This window comes from Reyranella humidisoli (assembly GCF_019039055.1).
In the GTDB taxonomy this organism is placed as follows: Bacteria; Pseudomonadota; Alphaproteobacteria; order Reyranellales; family Reyranellaceae; genus Reyranella; species Reyranella humidisoli.
In genome coordinates, this window is sequence record NZ_JAHOPB010000001.1 from 3293728 (window position 1) to 3312699 (window position 18972).

The 18972-nt window shown below is 65.8% G+C and carries 17 protein-coding genes; 9 read left to right on the plus strand and 8 right to left on the minus strand.

What is annotated here, in order from left to right; translation table 11 throughout:
• The first annotated feature begins 41 nt into the window (after positions 1-41).
• Entirely contained in the window at positions 42-1256 is a 1215-nt protein-coding gene (locus tag KQ910_RS15995) for an MFS transporter (protein ID WP_216962265.1), read from the plus strand.
• A gap of 5 nt (positions 1257-1261) precedes the next feature.
• Here the strand turns inward: KQ910_RS15995 and hemA are convergent, their stop codons facing one another.
• The 3 genes from hemA to KQ910_RS16010 all read right to left on the minus strand — a co-directional run bounded on the left by hemA (position 1262) and on the right by KQ910_RS16010 (position 4352).
• A complete protein-coding gene (gene hemA / locus KQ910_RS16000) occupies positions 1262-2485 on the minus strand; it encodes a 5-aminolevulinate synthase (protein WP_216962268.1) in 1224 nt (407 codons plus the stop codon).
• Positions 2486-2586: 101 nt separating this feature from the next.
• Positions 2587-2940 carry a hypothetical protein gene (locus KQ910_RS16005; RefSeq protein WP_216962271.1) on the minus strand — a complete coding sequence of 118 codons (354 nt, stop codon included), beginning with the start codon at positions 2938-2940 and terminating at the stop codon, positions 2587-2589.
• Between the two features lie 2 nt (positions 2941-2942).
• Positions 2943-4352, minus strand: coding sequence for an aspartate aminotransferase family protein (locus KQ910_RS16010; RefSeq protein ID WP_216962274.1), 1410 nt, complete (start codon positions 4350-4352; stop codon positions 2943-2945).
• 201 nt (positions 4353-4553) lie between these two features.
• Between KQ910_RS16010 and KQ910_RS16015 the strand changes: the two genes are divergently transcribed.
• The 8 genes from KQ910_RS16015 to KQ910_RS16050 all read left to right on the plus strand — a co-directional run bounded on the left by KQ910_RS16015 (position 4554) and on the right by KQ910_RS16050 (position 13385).
• Entirely contained in the window at positions 4554-6167 is a 1614-nt protein-coding gene (locus KQ910_RS16015) for an ABC transporter substrate-binding protein (RefSeq protein WP_216962277.1), read from the plus strand.
• Positions 6168-6279: 112 nt separating this feature from the next.
• Positions 6280-7272: an ABC transporter permease gene (locus KQ910_RS16020; protein WP_216962279.1), complete on the plus strand. Its 993-nt coding sequence runs from the start codon at positions 6280-6282 to the stop codon at positions 7270-7272.
• Position 7273: 1 nt separating this feature from the next.
• Entirely contained in the window at positions 7274-8209 is a 936-nt protein-coding gene (locus tag KQ910_RS16025) for an ABC transporter permease (RefSeq protein WP_216962282.1), read from the plus strand.
• Positions 8210-8219: 10 nt separating this feature from the next.
• Complete coding sequence (locus tag KQ910_RS16030; RefSeq protein ID WP_216962285.1) at positions 8220-9242, plus strand: ABC transporter ATP-binding protein; 1023 nt, start codon at positions 8220-8222, stop codon at positions 9240-9242.
• Positions 9235-10275, plus strand: coding sequence for an ABC transporter ATP-binding protein (locus tag KQ910_RS16035; RefSeq protein ID WP_216962288.1), 1041 nt, complete (start codon positions 9235-9237; stop codon positions 10273-10275). The genes KQ910_RS16030 and KQ910_RS16035 overlap by 8 nt, the downstream gene beginning before the upstream one ends.
• Positions 10276-10321: 46 nt before the next feature.
• A complete protein-coding gene (locus KQ910_RS16040; RefSeq protein WP_216962290.1) occupies positions 10322-11131 on the plus strand; it encodes a calponin homology domain-containing protein in 810 nt (269 codons plus the stop codon).
• Positions 11132-11302: 171 nt separating this feature from the next.
• Entirely contained in the window at positions 11303-12496 is a 1194-nt protein-coding gene (locus tag KQ910_RS16045) for a M20 aminoacylase family protein (RefSeq protein WP_216962293.1), read from the plus strand.
• Between the two features lie 28 nt (positions 12497-12524).
• Positions 12525-13385, plus strand: coding sequence for a DUF6671 family protein (locus tag KQ910_RS16050; protein WP_216962295.1), 861 nt, complete (start codon positions 12525-12527; stop codon positions 13383-13385).
• An 84-nt stretch (positions 13386-13469) separates the two neighbouring features.
• On the opposite strand, the gene KQ910_RS16055 is transcribed toward KQ910_RS16050, so the two are convergent.
• From KQ910_RS16055 to KQ910_RS16075, 5 genes are read right to left on the minus strand one after another with little or no spacing between them, the layout of a single operon-like run.
• Positions 13470-14504 carry a succinylglutamate desuccinylase/aspartoacylase family protein gene (locus tag KQ910_RS16055; protein ID WP_229600423.1) on the minus strand — a complete coding sequence of 345 codons (1035 nt, stop codon included), beginning with the start codon at positions 14502-14504 and terminating at the stop codon, positions 13470-13472.
• A gap of 1 nt (position 14505) precedes the next feature.
• Positions 14506-15408 (minus strand): ABC transporter permease, encoded by a 903-nt coding sequence (locus tag KQ910_RS16060; protein ID WP_216962298.1) that lies wholly within the window; start codon positions 15406-15408, stop codon positions 14506-14508.
• Positions 15405-16385: an ABC transporter permease gene (locus tag KQ910_RS16065; RefSeq protein ID WP_216962300.1), complete on the minus strand. Its 981-nt coding sequence runs from the start codon at positions 16383-16385 to the stop codon at positions 15405-15407. Before KQ910_RS16065 ends, KQ910_RS16060 begins: the two co-directional genes overlap by 4 nt.
• Positions 16386-16413: 28 nt before the next feature.
• A complete protein-coding gene (locus KQ910_RS16070) occupies positions 16414-18072 on the minus strand; it encodes a peptide ABC transporter substrate-binding protein (protein WP_216962303.1) in 1659 nt (552 codons plus the stop codon).
• A 27-nt stretch (positions 18073-18099) separates the two neighbouring features.
• Positions 18100-18879 (minus strand): orotate phosphoribosyltransferase, encoded by a 780-nt coding sequence (locus tag KQ910_RS16075; protein WP_216962305.1) that lies wholly within the window; start codon positions 18877-18879, stop codon positions 18100-18102.
• Positions 18880-18972 lie beyond the last annotated feature (93 nt).

Sequence of the window (18972 nt, forward strand, 5' to 3'; positions counted from 1 at the left end):
CAACGGGCACTAAGTCCCTACAAGATATAGATGGATACGCCTTGGATCAAGGCAAGCCCCCCGTAAACGCCTTTCCCGTCTACCTCGCCGGCCTCGGTAGCTGGTTCGTGCCGCTGGGCATCCAGATGGTGCTGTTCCCATGGCTGGTCGCCGTGGTGCTGCACATGGACGCCTTTGCGGTCGGAGTCGCGCAGGCGGCGGTCATGGCGCCGTCGCTGCTCTTCCTGCCGCTGGGCGGGCTGGTTGCCGACCGAGGCAACGCCCGCCAGTTGCTGATGCGCTACCATCTGCTCTATGCCCTGCCGCCGCTCGCCCTGGCGGCCGTCCTGTGGTCGGACGGGCTGAGTTACCCGCTGCTGATCGCCTACGGCGTCGCCGCCGGCGCCATCGGCGCCTTTGCGATCCCGACCCGCGACGCGCTGTTGCCGGTCGTCGCGCCGAAGGGCGGCCTGCCCAAGGCCGTGGCGCTGGCGACGGCCCTGCAGTTCGGCGGCCAGCTCCTTGGCATCGCCTGCGCGTCGACCGCGGACCGGTTCGGCGCCGTGCCACTCCTGCTGCTTCATTCGGGCATGGTGCTGGCCGGCTGCCTGTTCGTCCGTCGGTTGCCCGACCCGCCGCCCCATCCGAAAGCCCGGCACGACGGGTTCTGGCGCAGCGTCGGTGACGGCGTGTCGGCGGCGGCGAAGTCCGACCAGATCTGGCCGGTGCTGCTGCTGAACCTCGGCGTCGGCATCTTCTATGTCGGGCCGTTCATGGCGGTGCTGCCGCTGGCGATCCGCGATCACTATGCCGGCGGCGCGCTGGAACTCTCTTACATGAACCTGGCCTTCTGGGCCGCGACCATCGTGGCCAGCATGGCATTGGTTGGCCTCGCGCGGCGGCTGACCCTGCGGGGACGCCTGATCGGCGGCGCCGTGCTGACGGGCGCGGTGGTGCTGCTGGCGCTCGCGACCCTGCCGCCGTTCCCGATCTTCCTGGCGCTGATCTTCGTCTGGGGGCTGGGCGCCGGCATCACCATGACGCAGAGCCGGACCGTGGTTCAGATCGTGGCGCCGGCGACGCACCGCGCGCGCCTGATGTCGCTGTTCCAGCTGGGCCTGAGCGGCGGCGGCCCGATTGGCGCCTTCCTGACCGGCACGATCTGCTCGATCTGGGGCCTCAAGGCCGCGCTGCTGGTCCCGGCGCTGGCGATGCTGGTCCTGATCGCGCTCGTGCTGCTGCGCTCGCGCCTCTGGTCGATGCGGACGGTGGAGTAGGGGCGCTACTCGGCGGCCGCGCGGGAGCTGAGGCCCAGCGTCTGCCACACATCCTGCAAGGCGGTCACGAGCCGGGCCATGTCGTCGTCGCCGTGCAGCGGCGTCGGGGTGAGGCGCAGGCGCTCGGTGCCGCGCGGCACGGTCGGATAGTTGATCGGCTGGACGTAGATCGCATGACGCTCCAGCAGCAGGTCGCTTGCCTGCTTGCAGAGCGCGGCATCGCCCACGAAGACCGGCACGATGTGCGTGGTCGAAGGCATGACCGGCAGGCCAGCGGCGGCGAGGCGGCGCTTCAGGGTGGCGGCACGTTCCTGATGTCGCGTCCGCAACTCCGGCTGGCCGCTGACGAGGCGCACGCTGGCCAGAGCCGCGGCGGCGATCGCCGGCGGCAGCGAGGTCGTGAAGATGAAGCCCGAGCCGCAGGAGCGCACGAAATCGACCGTGGCCGCCGTCGAGGCGATGTAGCCGCCGACCACGCCGAACGCCTTGGCGAGCGTCGCCTGGACGATGTCGACCTTGTCGAGCACCCCGTCGCGCTCGGCGACACCCGCGCCGTGGGTGCCGTACATGCCGACGGCATGGACCTCGTCGAGATATGTGAGGGCGCCATGTCGATGGGCCACGTCGCAAATCTCGCCGATCGGCGAGACGTCGCCGTCCATCGAATAGACCGACTCGAAGGCCACGATCTTCGGCGTCGCGGGATCGGCTGCGGAAAGCAGTTCCTCCAAATGGCGCGGATCGTTGTGGCGGAAGATGCGGCGGGTGGCACCGGAGTGCCGGATGCCCGCGATCATCGAGGCGTGGTTGAAGGCGTCGGAATAGAGCTCGCAGCGCGGCAGCATCGCTCCCAGCGTCTGCAGGGTCGTCTCGTTGGCGACATAGCCCGAGGTGAAGACCAGCGCCGCTTCCTTGCCGTGCAACTGCGCCAGTTCGCGCTCGAGCGCGGCGTGCAGTGTGTTGGTGCCGGAGATGTTGCGTGTGCCGCCCGCGCCTGAGCCCTGGGCGCCGATCGCAGCCTGCATGGCCTCGACCACCGCGGGATGCTGGCCCATGGCGAGATAGTCGTTGCTGCACCAGACGGTGACGTCGCGCGGCGCCTCACCCTCGCGGTGCAGGCGCGCGCGCGGAAAGGCGCCGACGATGCGTTCGAGTTCGGCGAAGACACGGTAGCGACCCTCGTCGCGCAGGCGTCCGAGATGGCCGTTGAAGAAGGCTTCGTAGTCCATGCGCTGGTGTCTCCCGCGCGACCACTCTAGGCGCAAGGAGATTTAAGGGCAGGCACAAATTGGTCGCGGTGTGGCCAACAACTAAGAACGGTTCGCAGGCTTCAGCGCACCAGTGGCACGAGCAAGGCGAGGCTTATGAACAGGGAGACCGACAGGAGAGGCAGGGCGCCCAGCCAGCGAGTCTGGCCGGGCAACGCCTCCCAGTAACGCAGCGTCGGTACGGCAGCCCACAGGGCGAACAGGAAGCCCAGCACCCAGAAGAAGAGGGCGAGGGGCATCGCGACGTTCGCCTGGTCGTCGGTGGCGGTCGCGATGCCCAGGCCCACGACAGCCGGGGGGATCGCGGCGGTGAACAGGGACACCGCCCAGATCGCCCGGCTGCGGATGCGCTGGCTGGTGCCGAACGGCGGCGTGCGAACGGCCGTCGCGCCGCCGCCTTCGGAACCAGCGCTCACGATCAGCCCTTGAACAGGCCTTCCGACTTGAGGTCGGCCAGTGTGGCGTCGAACGACTGGCGTAGCCGGCCGAACAGGTCGCCGAGTTCGGTCTCGTTGATCACCAGCGGCGGGCAGATCGCGACGCGGTCGCCCATGTTGCGGATGAACAGGCCGCGCGCGACGGCGTGGTTGTAGACGCGCAGGCCGGCGCCCACGGCGACGAGATCGAACGGCGCCTTGGTCTTCTTGTCGGCGACGATCTCCAGTGCACCCATCATGCCGACGCTCATCGCCTCGCCCACCAGCGGGTGGTCGGCGAACGACTGAACATGCTTCGTGAAGATCGGGCTCATGCGCTTGGCGTGACCGAACAGGTCGGTCTCGTCGTAGATCTTCTGCGCTTCGAGGGCGACGGCGGCAGCGACCGGATGGCCGGAATAGGTGAAGCCGTGGCCCCAGGTGCCGATCTTGTCGCTCTCGCTCATCAGCGCCTGGTAGACCTTCTCGCTCACCATCACCGCAGAGATCGGCAGGAACGACGCCGACAGTGCCTTGGCGCAGGTCAGGATGTCCGGCTTGATGTTCATCGTCTGGCTGCCCCAGACATTGCCGGTGCGCCCGAAGCCGCAGATCACCTCGTCGGCGACGAACAGCATGTCGTACTTCTTGCAGACCGCCTGGATCTTCTCGTAGTAGCCCTTCGGCGGGACGATGACGCCGCCGGCGCCCATCACCGGCTCGGCGATCATCGCGGCCACCTGGTCGGCGCCGCCTTCCTTGATGATGAGCGCCTCCAGTTCCTCGGCGCAGCGGGTCGCGAACTGCTCCTCGGTCTCGCCCTCGGCGCCGAAGCGGTAGAAGTGCGGGCAGGTCGTGTGGAGCACGCCCTGGATCGGCAGGTCGAACGAGCGATGGTTCGTGGGCAGGCCGGTGAGGCTCGCCGAGGCGACGGTGACGCCGTGATAGCCCTTGATGCGCGAGACGATCTTCTTCTTCTGCGGGCGGCCCAGCGCGTTGTTCATGTACCACACCATCTTCACGACGGTGTCGTTGGCCTCGGAGCCGGAGTTGGCGAAGAACACCTTCGACATCTCGACCGGCGCCATCGACTTCAGCTTCTCCGCGAGGTTGATCGCGGGCTCGTGGGAGCGCTGGTTGAAGGCGTGGTAGAAGGGCAGCTGCTTCATCTGCTCGTAGGCGACGGTCGCCAGGCGCTCGTTGCTGAAGCCCAGGGCGGCCGACCAGAGGCCCGCCATGCCCTCGATGTATTCCTTGCCGTCGTCGTCCATCACGTAGACGCCGCGGCCGCGCACGATGGTCAGGGGACCGGTCGCCTCGTGCTTCTTGAAATTGGTGTAGGGATGCAGGTGGTGGGCAATGTCTCGCGACGCATTGGAATTGCCGCGGAAGCTGCGAGAAACGTCGTTCATGCCGGTACCCCTGGAACAGTTAGGGGCACACGATAACCCGCCTGAGCATGAAGTTCACTGTGCCTGACCATGCAAATTTTTTGTGCAATTGACGCGCTCCGGGCCCCGGTGCAACTTGAGTGAGATATGCGCGGACGCAGGGCCGGCGACCGGGGGCGCCCTTCTGTGTCAGCCAACGGGGACCATCGAGGGGGTAAATCCATGCACTTCAATCTGCGGCATTCAATGGCGCTGACGGCGCTCGCCTGCGTCAGCTTCGCCTTCACACCGGCGGCCGACGCCAAGACTTTCAAGTGGGCCAATTCGGGCGACGTCAGCTCGATGGATCCCTACGCCCGGCAGGAGACCTTCCTCCTGACCTTCAACTCGAACATCTACGAGCCGCTGATCCGCCGCGACAAGGATCTGAAGCTCGAGCCGGCGCTTGCCACCAAGTGGGGCCAGACCGATCCGCTGACCTGGTTCTTCGATATCCGTCCGGGCGTGAAGTTTCACGACGGCACGCCGCTCACCGCCGACGACATCGTGTTTTCGCTCAATCGCGCCAACGGTCCCGGTTCGAACATGGGCAGCAACTTCGTCTCGGTGAAGGAGATCAAGAAGGCCGGCGACATGCGCGTCGAGGTCACGACCAAGTATCCCGATCCGCTGCTGGCCGACAAATGGGCGGCGCTCGGCATGATGTCGAAGGCGTGGGCGGAGAAGAACAACGCCGTCAATTCCGCCGACATGACCAAGAACGAGGAGAACTTCGCGACCCGCAACGCGATGGGCACCGGTCCGTTCATGCTCAAGGAACGCAAGGCCGGCGAGAAGACGATCCTCGTCAACAATCCCAACTGGTGGGACAAGCCCGTTCACAACATCACCGAAGTGATCTTCACGCCGGTGTCGAACCCGGCGACCCGAATCGCGGCGCTCAAGGCGGGCGACATCGACATGACCTACGAGGTCCCGCCGGCCGATACCGAGTCGCTGAAGAAGGACGCCAACGTCAAGGTGCTGGAAGGCCCCGAGACCCGCGTCGTGTTCCTCGGGTTCGACCAGGAGCGGCCGGAACTGCTCGAGTCGAACGTCAAAGGCAAGAACCCCTTCAAGGACAAGAAGGTTCGCGAGGCCATCCATCGTTCGATCGACGTCGACGCGATCAAGCGCACCGTGATGCGCGGCCAGTCGTTCCCGACCAACCTGATGGTAGCGCCGGGCATCAACGGCTACATGAAGGACCTCGACAAGCGGCCGGCGCTGCTCAAGCCCGAAGAAGCCAAGAAGATGCTGGCCGACGCGGGCTATCCCAACGGGTTCGAAGTGGGCATGGATTGCCCCAACGACCGCTACGTCAACGACGAGAAGATCTGCCAGGCCGTGGTGGCGATGCTGGCCAAGATCGGCGTGAAGGTGAATCTGCGGGCGCAGACCCGCAACCTCTACTTCGCCAAGATCCTGCGCAAAGCCGACCTCAAGCCGGGCGAGACCAGCTTCTACATGCTGGGCTGGTCGCCGGCGCAGACCTACGACGTTCACAACGTCTTCGAGGCGCTGATCCAGACCCCGAATGGCGCCACCAAGAAGGGCCAGTTCAACGCCGGCGGCTATTCCAACCCGGCGCTCGACAAGCTGGCCGACTCCATGGAGCAGGAGACCGACAAGGCCAAGCGCGACGCCATGATCAAGGAAGCCACCAAGCTCTATGTCGACGACTTCGCCTACATCCCCCTGCATCAGCAGGCGGTCGTGTGGGCGGCGCGCAAGAACATCGACCTGGTCCAGCTCGCCGACAACAGCTTCCCGCTGCGCTTCGTGCAGGTGAAGTAGGCGACCTGACGATTTCGACGATCGGCCCCGACCGCACTTCACGTGCGGCCGGGGCCGGTTCGGTTTTGGCGCCTTTCCTGCTGGCGCGGCGCGCGGGCTCAACAAACATCCGATGCTTGCCTTCATCCTGAGACGACTTCTGCAATCGATCGCCGTGCTGCTGGCGGTGGGCGTGGTCGCGTTTTCGCTGTTCCGCTATGTCGGCGACCCGATCAACGCCATGGTCGGACAGGACACGACCATGGAGGAGCGCGCCGAGCTGCGCACCAAACTGGGCCTGAACGACCCGGCGCCGATCCAGTTCTTCAACTTCATTGCCAATGCCGTGCAGGGCAAGTTCGGGCTTTCCTACAGGACTTCGGAGCCGGTCGGGCGGCTGATCCTCGAGAGGCTGCCGGCCACGCTCGAACTTTCGTTTTGCGCCGCCGTCTTCGCGCTGTTCGTCGGGGTGCCAATGGGAGTCTACACCGGGCTCTATCCCAAGCACTGGTCGAGCAGGCTGTTCCAGGCGGTGTCGCTTATCGGCATCTCACTGCCGACCTTCCTGATCGGCATCCTTCTGATCCTTGTGTTCGCCGTCTGGCTGCGGCTGCTGCCGTCGTTCGGACGCGGCGAGACCGTGCAGATCGGTTGGTGGACCACCAATTTTCTGACGTGGTCGGGCCTCAAGGCGCTCATTCTGCCCTCGATCACGCTCGGCCTGTTCCAGCTCACCCTGCTGATGCGCCTGGTGCGATCGGAGATGCTGGAAGTGATGCGCGCCGACTATATCAAGTTCGCGCGGGCGCGGGGTCTCACCAACCGCGCCATCAATTTCGGCCATGCGCTCAAGAACACGCTGGTGCCGGTCATCACCGTCACCGGCCTGCAACTCGGCGCCCTGATCGCCTTCGCCATCGTCACCGAGACGGTGTTCGCGTGGCCTGGCGTCGGCCAGCTGTTCATCCAGTCGGTACAGTTCTCCGACATTCCCGTGATGGCGGCCTATCTGATGCTGATCGGGCTGCTGTTCGTGCTGATCAACCTCACGGTCGATCTTCTTTATTTCGTCGTCGATCCGCGCCTGCGCAGCCAGGGCGGCACGGCGCGCGTTGCAGGGCACTGACATGACGGCAGGGTCGGGAAACTCCGGGTGGCTGCATCGCGCGGCCGACAGCGACATCTGGTGGAGCTTCAAGTCCTCGCCGATGACCGTTGCCGCTGCCATCGGCACCGTCCTGATCGTGGCCGTGGCGTTTCTGTCGCCGGTGCTGGCGCCGCACACGCCATTCGATCCGGCGACGCTCAGCCTCTCCGACGGTCTCAAGCCGCCGGTGTTGCTGTCGGCCGACGGCGACTGGGCATTCCCCCTGGGTACCGACGATCAGGGGCGCGATATCCTCTCGTCGATCATGTACGGCACCCGGCTGTCCCTGGTCGTCGGGTTTGCCTCGGTCGCCGTCGCCATGACGCTCGGCATCACGCTCGGCCTGCTGAGCGGCTATCTCGGCGGCGCGGTCGATGCCCTGATCATGCGCATCGCCGACGTGCAGCTGACGTTTCCGGCCATCCTGGTGGCGCTGCTGATCGACGGTATCGTGCGCGGCATCATCTCGGTGAAGCGGCACGACGAGATCGCGATCTATGTCATCGTCGGCGCCATCGGTCTCTCGTTCTGGGTGCAGTACGCCCGCACCGTGCGCGGCTCGGTGATGGTCGAGAAGAACAAGGAATACGTCCAGGCGGCGCGGGTGATCGGCCTGTCGCCGATTCTCATCATGGTCCGCCACGTGTTGCCCAATGTCACCGGGCCGGTGCTGGTCATCGCCACGATCAATCTGGGGCTCGCCATCATCACCGAGGCGACGCTGTCGTTCCTCGGCGTCGGCCTGCCGTCGACCGAGCCGTCGCTCGGCACGCTGATCCGCCTCGGTAACGAGGTGCTGCAATCCGGCGACTGGTGGATCACCGTGTTTCCCGGCGTCACGCTCGCGGCACTCGTTCTGGCGGTGAACCTGCTCGGCGACTGGCTGCGCGACGCGCTCAATCCGAAGCTTCGATAGGGCACGCCCGATGGCCGCCGCATCGAACAACCAGCCTCTTCTCGAAGTCCGCAATCTCCGCGTCGAGTTCCCGACGCGCCGCGGCACCCTGCTCGCGGTCGACGACGTCTCGTTCGACATCGCGCCGGGCGAGGTGCTGGGCGTGGTGGGCGAATCGGGCGCCGGCAAGTCGCTGACCGGCAACGCCATCATCGGCCTGCTCGAACCACCGGGCCGTGTTGCCGGCGGTGAAATCCGCCTCGAGGGCCGACGGATCGACAATCTGCCCTACGAGGAGATGCGCAAGGTGCGTGGCGCCCGTATCGGCGCCATCTTCCAGGACCCGCTGACCAGCCTCAATCCGCTCTATTCGGTGGGCCATCAGCTCGTCGAGACGATCCAGACCCATCTTCCGCTGTCTTCGTCCGAGGCGCGGACCCGGGCGATCGAGCTGCTGAAGGAAGTCGGCATCCCCGGCGCCGAGATGCGCATCGACCACTATCCGCACCAGTTCTCCGGCGGCATGCGCCAGCGGGTGGTGATCGCACTGGCGCTGTGCGCGGGCCCGCGCCTGATCGTGGCCGACGAGCCGACGACGGCGCTCGACGTGTCCATCCAGGCACAGATCATCGCCCTGCTGAAGCGGCTCTGCCGCGAGCATGGCACGGCGGTGATGCTGGTGACGCACGACATGGGTGTGATCGCCGAAACCGCCGACCGGGTGGCCGTGATGTACGCCGGCCGCATCGCCGAGATCGGACCGGTGCGGGATGTCGTGAAGCACGCCAGGCATCCCTATACCGGGGGCCTGATGGGCTCTATTCCGAGCCTCGGCGTTCGCACCGAGCGTCTGACCCAGATCGACGGCGCCATGCCGCGGCTGACCGAAATTCCCCAGGGCTGCGCCTTCAACCCGCGCTGCACCGCGCGCGGCCGGCGATGCCTTGTCGAGAGGCCCGATCTCATGGCCGCGGGTACGACGCGCGCCGCGTGCTGGCTGCACGATCGCGGCGGCGTCGGGCCGGCCCTTGGCAAGGAGACGGTCGATGCCTGACGGCAGCGGCAGCCAGTTCGTCCGGATCACGGGCCTGAAGCGCCACTTCGACGTCTCGGCGCCGTGGCTTGTGCGCACCATCGAGCGCCGGCCGCGCCAGGTCGTGCAGGCGGTCGACGGCATCGACATCGAGATCGCCAAGGGCGAGACCTTCTCCCTGGTGGGCGAGTCGGGCTGCGGAAAGTCGACGGTCGCGCGCCTCGTCGTGGGCCTCTATCCGCCGTCGGCCGGTCGCATCGAAATCGACGGCAACGACATGGCCGGCCGTCACAGCCGGGCCGACATGGCTGCGTTGCGCCGGCGCATGCAGATGATCTTCCAGGATCCGTATGCCAGCCTCAATCCGCGCTGGCGCGTGTTCGACATCATCGCCGAGCCGATCCGCGCCTTCGGCCTGTCCACCGGCAAGGCCGACCTCGAGGCGCGCGTCGCCGCACTCCTGCGGCAGGTGAAGCTGAACCCCGCCGACGGCCGCAAGTATCCGCACGAATTCTCGGGCGGCCAGCGCCAGCGCATTTCGATCGCGCGCGCGCTCGCCAGCGAGCCAGAATTCCTGGTGTGCGACGAGCCGACCTCGGCGCTCGACGTCTCGGTGCAGGCGCAGATCCTGAACCTGATGGTCGACCTGCAGCGGCGCCTGCAGCTGACCTACCTGTTCATCAGCCACAATCTCGCGGTCGTCTATCACATCTCCACGAGGGTGGGCGTGATGTACCTCGGCCGCCTGGTCGAAGTGGCCCCGACCGACACGCTGTTCCGGCGGCCCAAGCACCCCTACACGCGGATGCTGCTCGACACGATCCCCGACCTCGAGATGACGGGCCGCCAGCGCAGCCCGGTCGGCGGCGAGGTGCCCAGCCCGATCAATCCGCCGTCAGGCTGCTCCTTCCATCCGCGCTGTCCGTTCGCCAACGACCGCTGCAAGAGCGAACGGCCCAAGGCGCTGCCGATCGAGGGCGGCACCGTGGCCTGCCACGCAATCGAGGAAGGCCGGCTGCCGATCGAGGACCGGACTTACGACGTGAATAGTTGACGGAGCGGAGAATTTAGACAAACGCTCTCGGGGCTTGGAGATATCTATGGTTAAGCCTGTCGAGCACTACGTCTACGTCAATGAAGACATGATCAAGAGATATGTCGATCAGATTCCGAAAGAAAGACGAACAAAGGCGACGCGAACTACCCGGAAGCTAAAGCTTTCTGCGTTGGGGCAAAGCTATGAAGAAGCCAAAGAAGAAATCTCGCCAGAGCAAACACTAGCTGATCAAATAGCGGCAGTGCGCCAAGAGTTAGTTAGGCGAAATGCCCTTTCATTTGAGCGACCCATCCGTGCACCCCGTCACCTAATTGATAAGGATGACCCCACGAAAGCGAGGCTGTATCCGATTCCAGAATTCGTTGAAGAGACTTTCGTTGCGCGTCGTATCGATATTCCCGTCACAGGGTCGGGTCCCGTTTCGAAACTTCGGCAAATTACCGTTTGGATATCGAGGCCTGATCCAAAAGATCTGAATCCTCGGTTGGCTGCTCACTCATGGGATTGGACTGGGACATACCTCATCTTGCTTGAGACCGTTTGGGACTCGACAGCCGGCGCTCCGGCCACTTGGCTGTCGGGATGCTCGGCACTCCAGGCGGTTGCAAATATTGCGGCGAATAACACTATCGATGTGCCGAATTTCAAAGAACCTCTAGGCCGCAAATCGACAGATGATCCCATTGAGAAGATGATTCAGCTCGGGGGAGTTAGGTATGAGGAGCGGCGGCTGAAATCGCTGTACCGAATTCGGTATGTATCGGACGAACAGGTGACGCCATATCGAGGTGGCATGCGGCGTGTAAACGATCTGTTGGCATATCCGCTGTTTATTGTTGAAGCGGCCCAATAATTTGGAGGAAACGGTCTGGGAGTGGGCCCGTAGCAGCTGTTAGCGCCTACTGCTAAGTTCGGGAAATCTTCCCGCACGAGCCATGATGTGCGCGGGCGCATGTGGAGCACCCTTGATCTGTGGCGGGGCTCGCTTACGATCCGGACCAACAATTTCAATGGAGACTCAAGGATGCCGGTCATCAACCGCATTGCCTCGTTCCACAAGGACATGACCGCGTGGCGTCATGACATTCACAGCCACCCGGAAACGGCCTTCGAGGAGGTGCGGACGGCCGATGTCGTCGCCGCGAAACTCGAGAGCTTCGGCCTCGAGGTCCATCGTGGGCTGGCCAAGACCGGCGTCGTGGGCGTGCTGCGCTCGGGCACGTCCAGGCGCGCGATCGGCCTGCGCGCCGACATGGACGCGCTCGACGTCCACGAGACCAATGAGTTCGATCACAAGTCGACGATCCCCGGCAAGATGCACGCCTGCGGCCATGACGGCCACACGGTCATGCTGCTGGGCGCCGCCAAGTACCTCGCCGAGACGAAGAATTTCGACGGCACGGTCTATTTCATCTTCCAGCCGGCCGAGGAGAACGAGGGTGGCGGGCGCGTGATGGTGGAAGAGGGGCTGTTCGAGAAGTTCCCGGTCGAGGGCGTGTACGGCATGCACAACATCCCGGGCATCCCGGTCGGCAAGTTCGCCGTCCGTCCCGGCCCGATGATGGCCGCCTACGACATCTTCGAGGTGGTGCTGAAGGGCGTCGGCGGACATGGCGCCATGCCCCAGCACACGATCGATCCCGTGGTGGTCGGCGCGCACATCGTGACGGCGCTGCAGTCGATCGTGGCGCGCAATGTCGATCCGATGGACACCGCCGTCGTCTCGACGACGCAGATCCATGCCGGCGACGCCTGGAACGTGATTCCGCAGGAATGCGTGCTGCGCGGCACGGTCCGCACCTTCAAGAAGCCGGTGCAGGACCTGATCGAGAAGAACATCGAGAAGATCTCGCGCAACGTTGCCGCGGGCTTCGGCGCCGAGGTCGTGAAGTGGCGCTACGAGAAGCGCTATCCCGCGACCGTGAACAGCGTGCAGGAGACCGAGTTCGCGGCCCAGGCGGCCGCCTCGCTGGTCGGACTGGAGAACGTCAACCGCAACCCGACGCCGGCCATGGGCTCCGAGGACTTCGCCTGGATGCTGCTCAAGAAGCCCGGCTGCTACATCTGGGTCGGCAACGGCGACGGTGCCGGAAGCTGCATGGTCCACAACCCGGGCTACGACTTCAACGACGAGATCCTGCCGCTCGGCGCGTCCTATTGGGCGACCCTGGTCGAGCAGCAGCTCGCCCGCGAGGCCATGCCGCAGGCGGCGGAGTAAGCCAAGCTCTCCAGCCTGCGACGCGGTCGTGTCAGGTCTGCACCCCTACGCCAACGCCCGCATCGGGCTGGCGACGATGCACGAGAAGGAGCGGGCGCTCGGGCCCGCCTTCCGGCGCGTGCTCGGCGCGGAAATCGTTGCCGTGCCGGAACTGGACACCGACACGCTCGGCACCTTCTCGGGCGAGGTGCCTCGGCCGGACGTGCTGGTCGAGACCTCGCTGCTCAAGGCCGAACTGGCCTTCCGGACGATGGACGTCAACTGCGCGGTCGCGAGCGAGGGCAGTTACGGCCCGATCGACCGGGTGCCGCTGATCTCCTGCGGCGTCGAGATCCTGGCCTTCGTCGACCGCGAGCGCGGCCTGCGGCTGGTCGACACCTTTCCGACACGTCATTCGAGCTGGCGCCTGTCGCGCTTCCGCGCGGGGGACCCGGCCCGCCTCATCGTGCTGCGCGCCATGGGCTTCCCGCGCTACGGCGTGTTCGTCGCCTGCAGCAGCGACATGGACCATCCGGTGAAGGGGCTCGCCACCGAGGAGGAGGTGATCGCCACCATGGACCGCGAAGCCGAACGCTCGACCGAGGGGCTGGCAGTCCTCTATTCGGACATGCGTGCGCACCGCAACCCGACTCGCATGAAAGTGCTGCGCGCCGCCGGCTGGCAGCTCGCCAGGCGCCTACAATGCCTTTGCCCGAAATGTCGGACGCCGGGCTTTGGCCGCATCGAATCGCGCCGCGGCCTGCCCTGCGAGGCCTGTGGCGATCCCACCCACTGGATCGACTTCGAGATCGACGGCTGCTCCGTCTGCGGTCACGTCGAGACCCACCCGCGCAAGGACGGCCGCAAGACCGCCCCGAAGCTTTCGTGCGGAAGCTGTCGCACAGCGTAGCAATGGAGCGCGCCACTCGAGTGGCGCTCAAACTCTTTGTTGGAAAGTCATGAGCGCCACTGGAGTGGCGTGCTCCAATGAAAGCTAGACCACCAGGTCCGTCGCGAGATGGAACAGGCAGTCGCCGCGTTCGCAGCGGGCGGGAACGCGCTTGCAGAGGACAAGGCCGGCGCGCTTGAACGTCACGACCTCCGGTTCGCGCCACGGCGTGTGATGGAAGTGGATGCGGCCGGCCGGCTGCTCGGCCTTCACCTCGTCGCCCAGCTCGACCAGCGGTTCGAACAGACCGCCGTCCGTTGCGTAGACGTAATAGTCGTCGCCGCCGATCTCGGTGAAGCGCGTCTTGGTGGGCGCCGGCACCGGTCCCTGCAAAAGGCCGACATGGGACAGCACGCGGCGCATCCCGTCCTCGGCGACCTTGAGCGAACCGGGCGTCACGAGTCCACCGCCGCCCAGCTCGGTGCCCATGCCGACCACGCCCTGACGGTACGAGGCCGAGGTAAAGGTGCGTCCACCGCCCTGTGGCGCCGCCGAGATGTAGCTCACCGGCGCGCCGAAGGCCTTGAGCAGGCCCATGACCTTTTCCATGCGCGCGGCGTCCTGGTGGCGCGGCGCGAGCGCGCTTGGAATGTAAGTCAGCGAGCTGCCGCCGGAATGGAAGTCGAAGGCATAGTCGAAGCCCGGCAGGAGTGCATGTTCGATCCAGTAGGCAATCTGCTGCGTGATCGTGCCATCGGCGTCGCCGGGGAAGGAGCGGTTGAGGTTGCCCTCGTCGATCGGCGAGGTGCGGCGGCCTTCCATCGCGGCCGGGAAGTTGGCCGACGGCAGGATCACCAGCCGGCCCTTGATATCCCTGGGCTCGATCGCGCGGATCAGGTTGCCCAGCCCGATCTGGCCTTCCCATTCGTCGCCGTGGTTGCCGGCCTGCATCAGCACGTTCGGCCCGTCGCCGTTCTTGATGCGCACGATGGGGATCGGGATCCAGCCATAGGCCGAGCGGTGCACCGAGTGCGGCACGCGCACGAAGCCGGTGGCCTTGCCCTCCGCGTTGAGGTCGATGTCCGGCGTGAGGCGGCTCATCGCGGTGAATTCGGTGGACTTGAGCGTTGCATCGGTCATGTCAGCGTCTCTCGCTACGGGGATCGAGGGCATCCTGCAGTCCGTCGCCCAGGAAGTTGAAGGCGATCACGGTCAGGAAGATCAGAAGGCCGGGCCACAGTGCCAGCACCGGCGCTTCCTGAAGAAGCTCCTGCGCGCCGGTCAGCATGTTACCCCAGCTTGCGGCCGGCGGCTGGATGCCGAGGCCGAGGAACGACAGCGTCGATTCGAACAGGATCAGCGTGCCGACCGACATGGTCGTGGCGACGACCAGCGTGCCGGCCGTGTTCGGCAGGATATGCCGGAACATGATGCGGCCGGGCCGGGCGCCGAGCGCCACGGCGGCGCGCGTGAAGTCGCGGGCCTTCAGGGACAACGTCTCGGCCCGCACCAGTCGTGCGACGGTGGTCCAGCCGGTCAGGGCCACGATCACCACGATGCGGTAGAGCGAGAACATCTCCGACTGCGCGATCTCGGCCGGAATGCCGAGCTTCCGCGGGTCGACCGCCGCCAGCACGATCAGCAGTGGCAGCAGCGGCAGCGAGATCACGCCGTCGGTGAGACGCATCAGGAAGGCGTCGAGCCGTCCGCCGAGATAGCCGGCGACGACGCCGATCGTGGCACCGAGGATCGCCGAGAGCAGCGCTCCCGAAATGCCGACCAGCAGCGAGACGCGGCCACCGTCGAGCAGGCGCTGGAAGAGATCGCGGCCGAGATCGTCGGTGCCCAGCCAGTGCTGCGCGGACGGCCCCTCGAAGCGGCGGAAGAGATCGGTCTGGCTGGGATCAACGCCGCGCAGTTCGGCGATCAGCGGGGCTGCGAGAGCCAGCAGCAGCATGACCGACAGGAAGGCCAGCGAGGCCCAGGCGAGCCGGTGGCGCAGCAGGCGCCGCCACGCCGCGGGACGGGCAGCCGCCGCCGTCATGGCGCTGCGTCCGCCAGCGAGACACGCGGGTCGACCCAGGCATAGGCTAGGTCGGCCATCAGGTTGCCGGCGATGGTGGCGGCCGTGGCCACCAGCAGGCCGACGAGGGCGAGGTTGTAGTCGTTCTCGAGGATGGCCTGGTAGATCGCCTTGCCCATGCCGGGCCAGGCGAACATCGTCTCGGTGATCAGCGCGCCGGAGACCAGGCCGCCGAAGGAGAGGGCGAGGATCGTCAGGACCGGCGACAGCGCGTTGGCGAAGGCATGGCGCCACAGGACGAGGCGCTCGGGGGCGCCCTTGGCGCGGGCCGTGCGCACATAGTCCTGCCGCAGCGCCTCGATCATCGCGCCGCGCATGAAGCGGGTGTAGCCGCCGAGCTGGACGAGGGTGAGGGTGAGGACCGGCAGCGCCAGATGGCGGAGCTGCTCGGTCAGCACCAAGGCCCAGGGCATGCCGGGGCGGATATCCGCCATGCCGCCGGCCGGCAGCCAGCCGAGCTTCACGGCGAACAGGGTAATCAGGAGCAGCGCCAGCCAGAAAGGCGGGGCCGAGATGCCGCCGAAGCACAGGAGGTTGATCAGATAGTCGGCGCGGCTGCGCGGATGGGCGGCGGCCCACATGCCGAGCGGCAGGGCGATCGCGACCGAGATCACGAAGGCGAGGCCGGCCAGCAGAAGGGTGTTCAGGAGACGAGGCCACAGCACGGTCAGGACCGGCTGGCCGAAGGAGCGCGAGTAGCCGAAATTGCCCTGCAGGGCCTGCAGCAGCCAGGCGAGGTATCGCTCGAATAGTGGCTTGTCGAGACCGTAGGCGGCGCGCAGGCGGGCGGCGTCGGCGCTGGTCATGGTCGGATCGCCCGAGATCATCATGTCGATCGGATCGCCCGGCATCAGGCCGATCAACAGGTAGACGACCAGGCTCATCAGCAGCAGGGTCACGACGGTCTGGACGGCGCGCGCGGCGAAATAGCGGCTCATGCCCTCATCCCGGCGATCTTGCCGTCATCTAGTTTTCCCAGCGCCATTGCTCGACCCACAGGGTCGAGCTGTTGAGCGTGCCGGTCGGCGTCACGCCCTTGAGCGGCTTGGGGATCACGAAAGGATCGACGCGGAAGAACAGCGGCAGGGACGGCAGGTCGTCGGCCGCCAGCTTCTGGATCTCGGCGAACAGGGCACGCCGCTTGACGACGTCAAGTTCACGCTCGGCCGCGTCCAATACTTTGTCCATCTCGGGATTGGCGTAACCCGGGTAGTTCTGGCCGCTCCAGCCATTGTCCGCCGAGGGTATTTCCTTGGAGTGCAGCGAGGAGCGCGGCACGCCTTCCGGCCGCTGCACCCAGGCATACATGCCGAGCCCGCTGTAGGTCCGCTTGCCCATCGCATCGAAGAAGATGCGGGGCGTCTCGGCCTTGAGGCGGACTTCGATGCCGACCTGGCGGAGCTGGCTCTGGATCACCTGCGCCACAAGCTCGCGCACGCGGTTGCCGGCGGTGGTGCCCAGCTCGATCGACAGTTTCTCGCCGGCTGCATTGTGGCGGACGTTGTTGCGGATGGTCGAGAAGCCCGCCTCGTCGAGCAGCTTGCGGGCCGCCGCCGGATCGTAGCCGTATTGCCGGGCGGCCGGGCTGAACATCGGATCGAGTTCGCTGATGCCGCCATGGGCGATCGGCTGCTTGCCCTCGAACAGCTTCTCCGAGATGGCCTTGCGGTCGATGGCCAGCAACATGGCCTGCCGCACGCGCCGGTCGGTCAGCAGTTTGTTGTCCAGGTTGACGTCGATATGCTCCCAGATCAGCGCCGGCTTGTAGACGACATTGTACTTGTCCTTGTGGCGCTTCTCGAAGGCGATGGCCTGGTCGAGCGACAGGCCGAGTTCGCCAAGCACATAGTCGACGCTGCCGGACAGAAGATTGGCCTCGAGCGCCGCCGTGTTCTCGATGATGCGGACGGTGATGCGCTTGAAGGAGGGCTTCTGGCCGGTCCAGGTTGGGTTCGGCTCCAGCACCACGCGGCTGCCGGGAACGATCTCGGTCAGGCGGTAGGGACCGAAAGCGAGACCGGGATTGGTCGACTGCGTGTCGTAGGCAGTCCTGTTGCGATACTCGGCCGGGTTGGCGTCGAAGATGGGCTTTTCGATATGGGCCGGCAAGAGCTGAAGGCCGATGCTGTTGTAGTCGAAGGTGACGCGGTCGATCGTCATTGTGAAGCGACGGTCGTCCTTCACGTCGAGCTTGATGATTCGCTTGTAACCTTCTGAGGACGCGACGCCGGACAGCGGATGCTTGCCCACCTCGAGCGTGAAGGCCACGTCCTTCGCGGATACCGGCGTGCCGTCGCCCCAGCGCATGTCCCGCAGCTCGACGTCGATTTCCATGCCTTTCTTGCCATCGGCAAGATCGACCACCCTAGCCTTGCCGTTCTCGATGGTAGGCAGTTCGGTGCAGACGAGGCACACCAGCTTCCAGTCCGCGTCGTAGGCGGTGACCGGCCGTGCCGTCATGTTGGCGATCAGCGACTTGGCCAGCATGGAGCTGATGATCGGGTTCCAGGTCCCCGGCATCTGCGTCATGGCCACGACGAGTTCGTCCTTGGCCTGGGCCTTCACGGCGGCAGGAGAGGCGAGTGCGCCGAGCGCCAGGATCAGAGAGAAAATGCGGCGGATCATGTCCGCCGCACCGTAGCAAAGAGCTGGCTAGCGGCCCAGCGGGCGCGGCGCCGGCGGACGGCCGCCGTGGCTCGCCGACCACTTCTCCGGCGCCTCGAGGAAGGCGCGTGTCTCGACGAGGCCCTTTTCGTCGAAATACTTGTGCTTTTCGGCCGCTTCCAGCGCGTCCCACCAGGTGGCGAGCGCGTGCAGCCTCACGCCGGCCGCAGCCAGCATCTCGATGCTCTGGGGGAAGATGCCGTAGTGGAAGACCACGAAGCAGTCCGTGACCTTGGCCTCGGCCTTCTTAAGCGCCTCGATGAAGACCAGCTTGCTGCCGCCGTCGGTCGCGAGATCCTCGACCAGAAGGACGCGCTTGCCGGGTTTCAGCTCGCCCTCGATCTGGGCCATGCGGCCGAAGCCCTTGGGCTGCTTGCGAACGTAGATCATCGGCTTCTTGGCCAGCGCCGCCAGGAAGGCGGCGAACGGGATGCCTGCGGTCTCGCCACCGGCCACCACGTCGATCTTGCTCCAGCCGATGGTCTTTTCGATCATCTTGTGGGCGTGGGCCATGATCTTGGCGCGCGCTTCCGGGAACGAGATGATCTTCCGGCAGTCGATATAGACCGGGCTCGCCCGCCCGGAGGTGAAGATGTACGGGTTGTCCGGCCGGCAGTGGATCGCCTCGATCTCCAGCAGGTGACGGGCAGTGTCCCGCGCTTCCGGGGTACCGCTGCCACGATCCGGATTCGCGTTTCCGTTCAGCTTCTTGGCAGCCTTCCCTGAAGTGGCAGGGCCAGTCGATTTCGCCTTCTTCTTCGTCGCCATGCTGCTTTTTCCCCCACGCCGCTTGCGACAAAATGACGGGCGTGTGTTTAGCGTTCGTACAAAGGACCGGCAAGGGCGTGGCGTCGAATCACG

Coding starts and splice junctions, on each gene's coding strand:
- KQ910_RS16045 (WP_216962293.1), top strand. CDS start 11,303: ATGCCGGTCATCAACCGCATTGCCTCGTTCCACAAGGACATGACCGCG.
- KQ910_RS16075 (WP_216962305.1), bottom strand. CDS start 18,879: ATGGCGACGAAGAAGAAGGCGAAATCGACTGGCCCTGCCACTTCAGGG.
- KQ910_RS16055 (WP_229600423.1), bottom strand. CDS start 14,504: ATGACCGATGCAACGCTCAAGTCCACCGAATTCACCGCGATGAGCCGC.
- KQ910_RS16015 (WP_216962277.1), top strand. CDS start 4,554: ATGCACTTCAATCTGCGGCATTCAATGGCGCTGACGGCGCTCGCCTGC.
- hemA (WP_216962268.1), bottom strand. CDS start 2,485: ATGGACTACGAAGCCTTCTTCAACGGCCATCTCGGACGCCTGCGCGAC.
- KQ910_RS16040 (WP_216962290.1), top strand. CDS start 10,322: ATGGTTAAGCCTGTCGAGCACTACGTCTACGTCAATGAAGACATGATC.
- KQ910_RS16030 (WP_216962285.1), top strand. CDS start 8,220: ATGGCCGCCGCATCGAACAACCAGCCTCTTCTCGAAGTCCGCAATCTC.
- KQ910_RS16070 (WP_216962303.1), bottom strand. CDS start 18,072: ATGATCCGCCGCATTTTCTCTCTGATCCTGGCGCTCGGCGCACTCGCC.
- KQ910_RS16065 (WP_216962300.1), bottom strand. CDS start 16,385: ATGAGCCGCTATTTCGCCGCGCGCGCCGTCCAGACCGTCGTGACCCTG.
- KQ910_RS16020 (WP_216962279.1), top strand. CDS start 6,280: ATGCTTGCCTTCATCCTGAGACGACTTCTGCAATCGATCGCCGTGCTG.
- KQ910_RS16035 (WP_216962288.1), top strand. CDS start 9,235: ATGCCTGACGGCAGCGGCAGCCAGTTCGTCCGGATCACGGGCCTGAAG.
- KQ910_RS16010 (WP_216962274.1), bottom strand. CDS start 4,352: ATGAACGACGTTTCTCGCAGCTTCCGCGGCAATTCCAATGCGTCGCGA.
- KQ910_RS16025 (WP_216962282.1), top strand. CDS start 7,274: ATGACGGCAGGGTCGGGAAACTCCGGGTGGCTGCATCGCGCGGCCGAC.
- KQ910_RS16060 (WP_216962298.1), bottom strand. CDS start 15,408: ATGACGGCGGCGGCTGCCCGTCCCGCGGCGTGGCGGCGCCTGCTGCGC.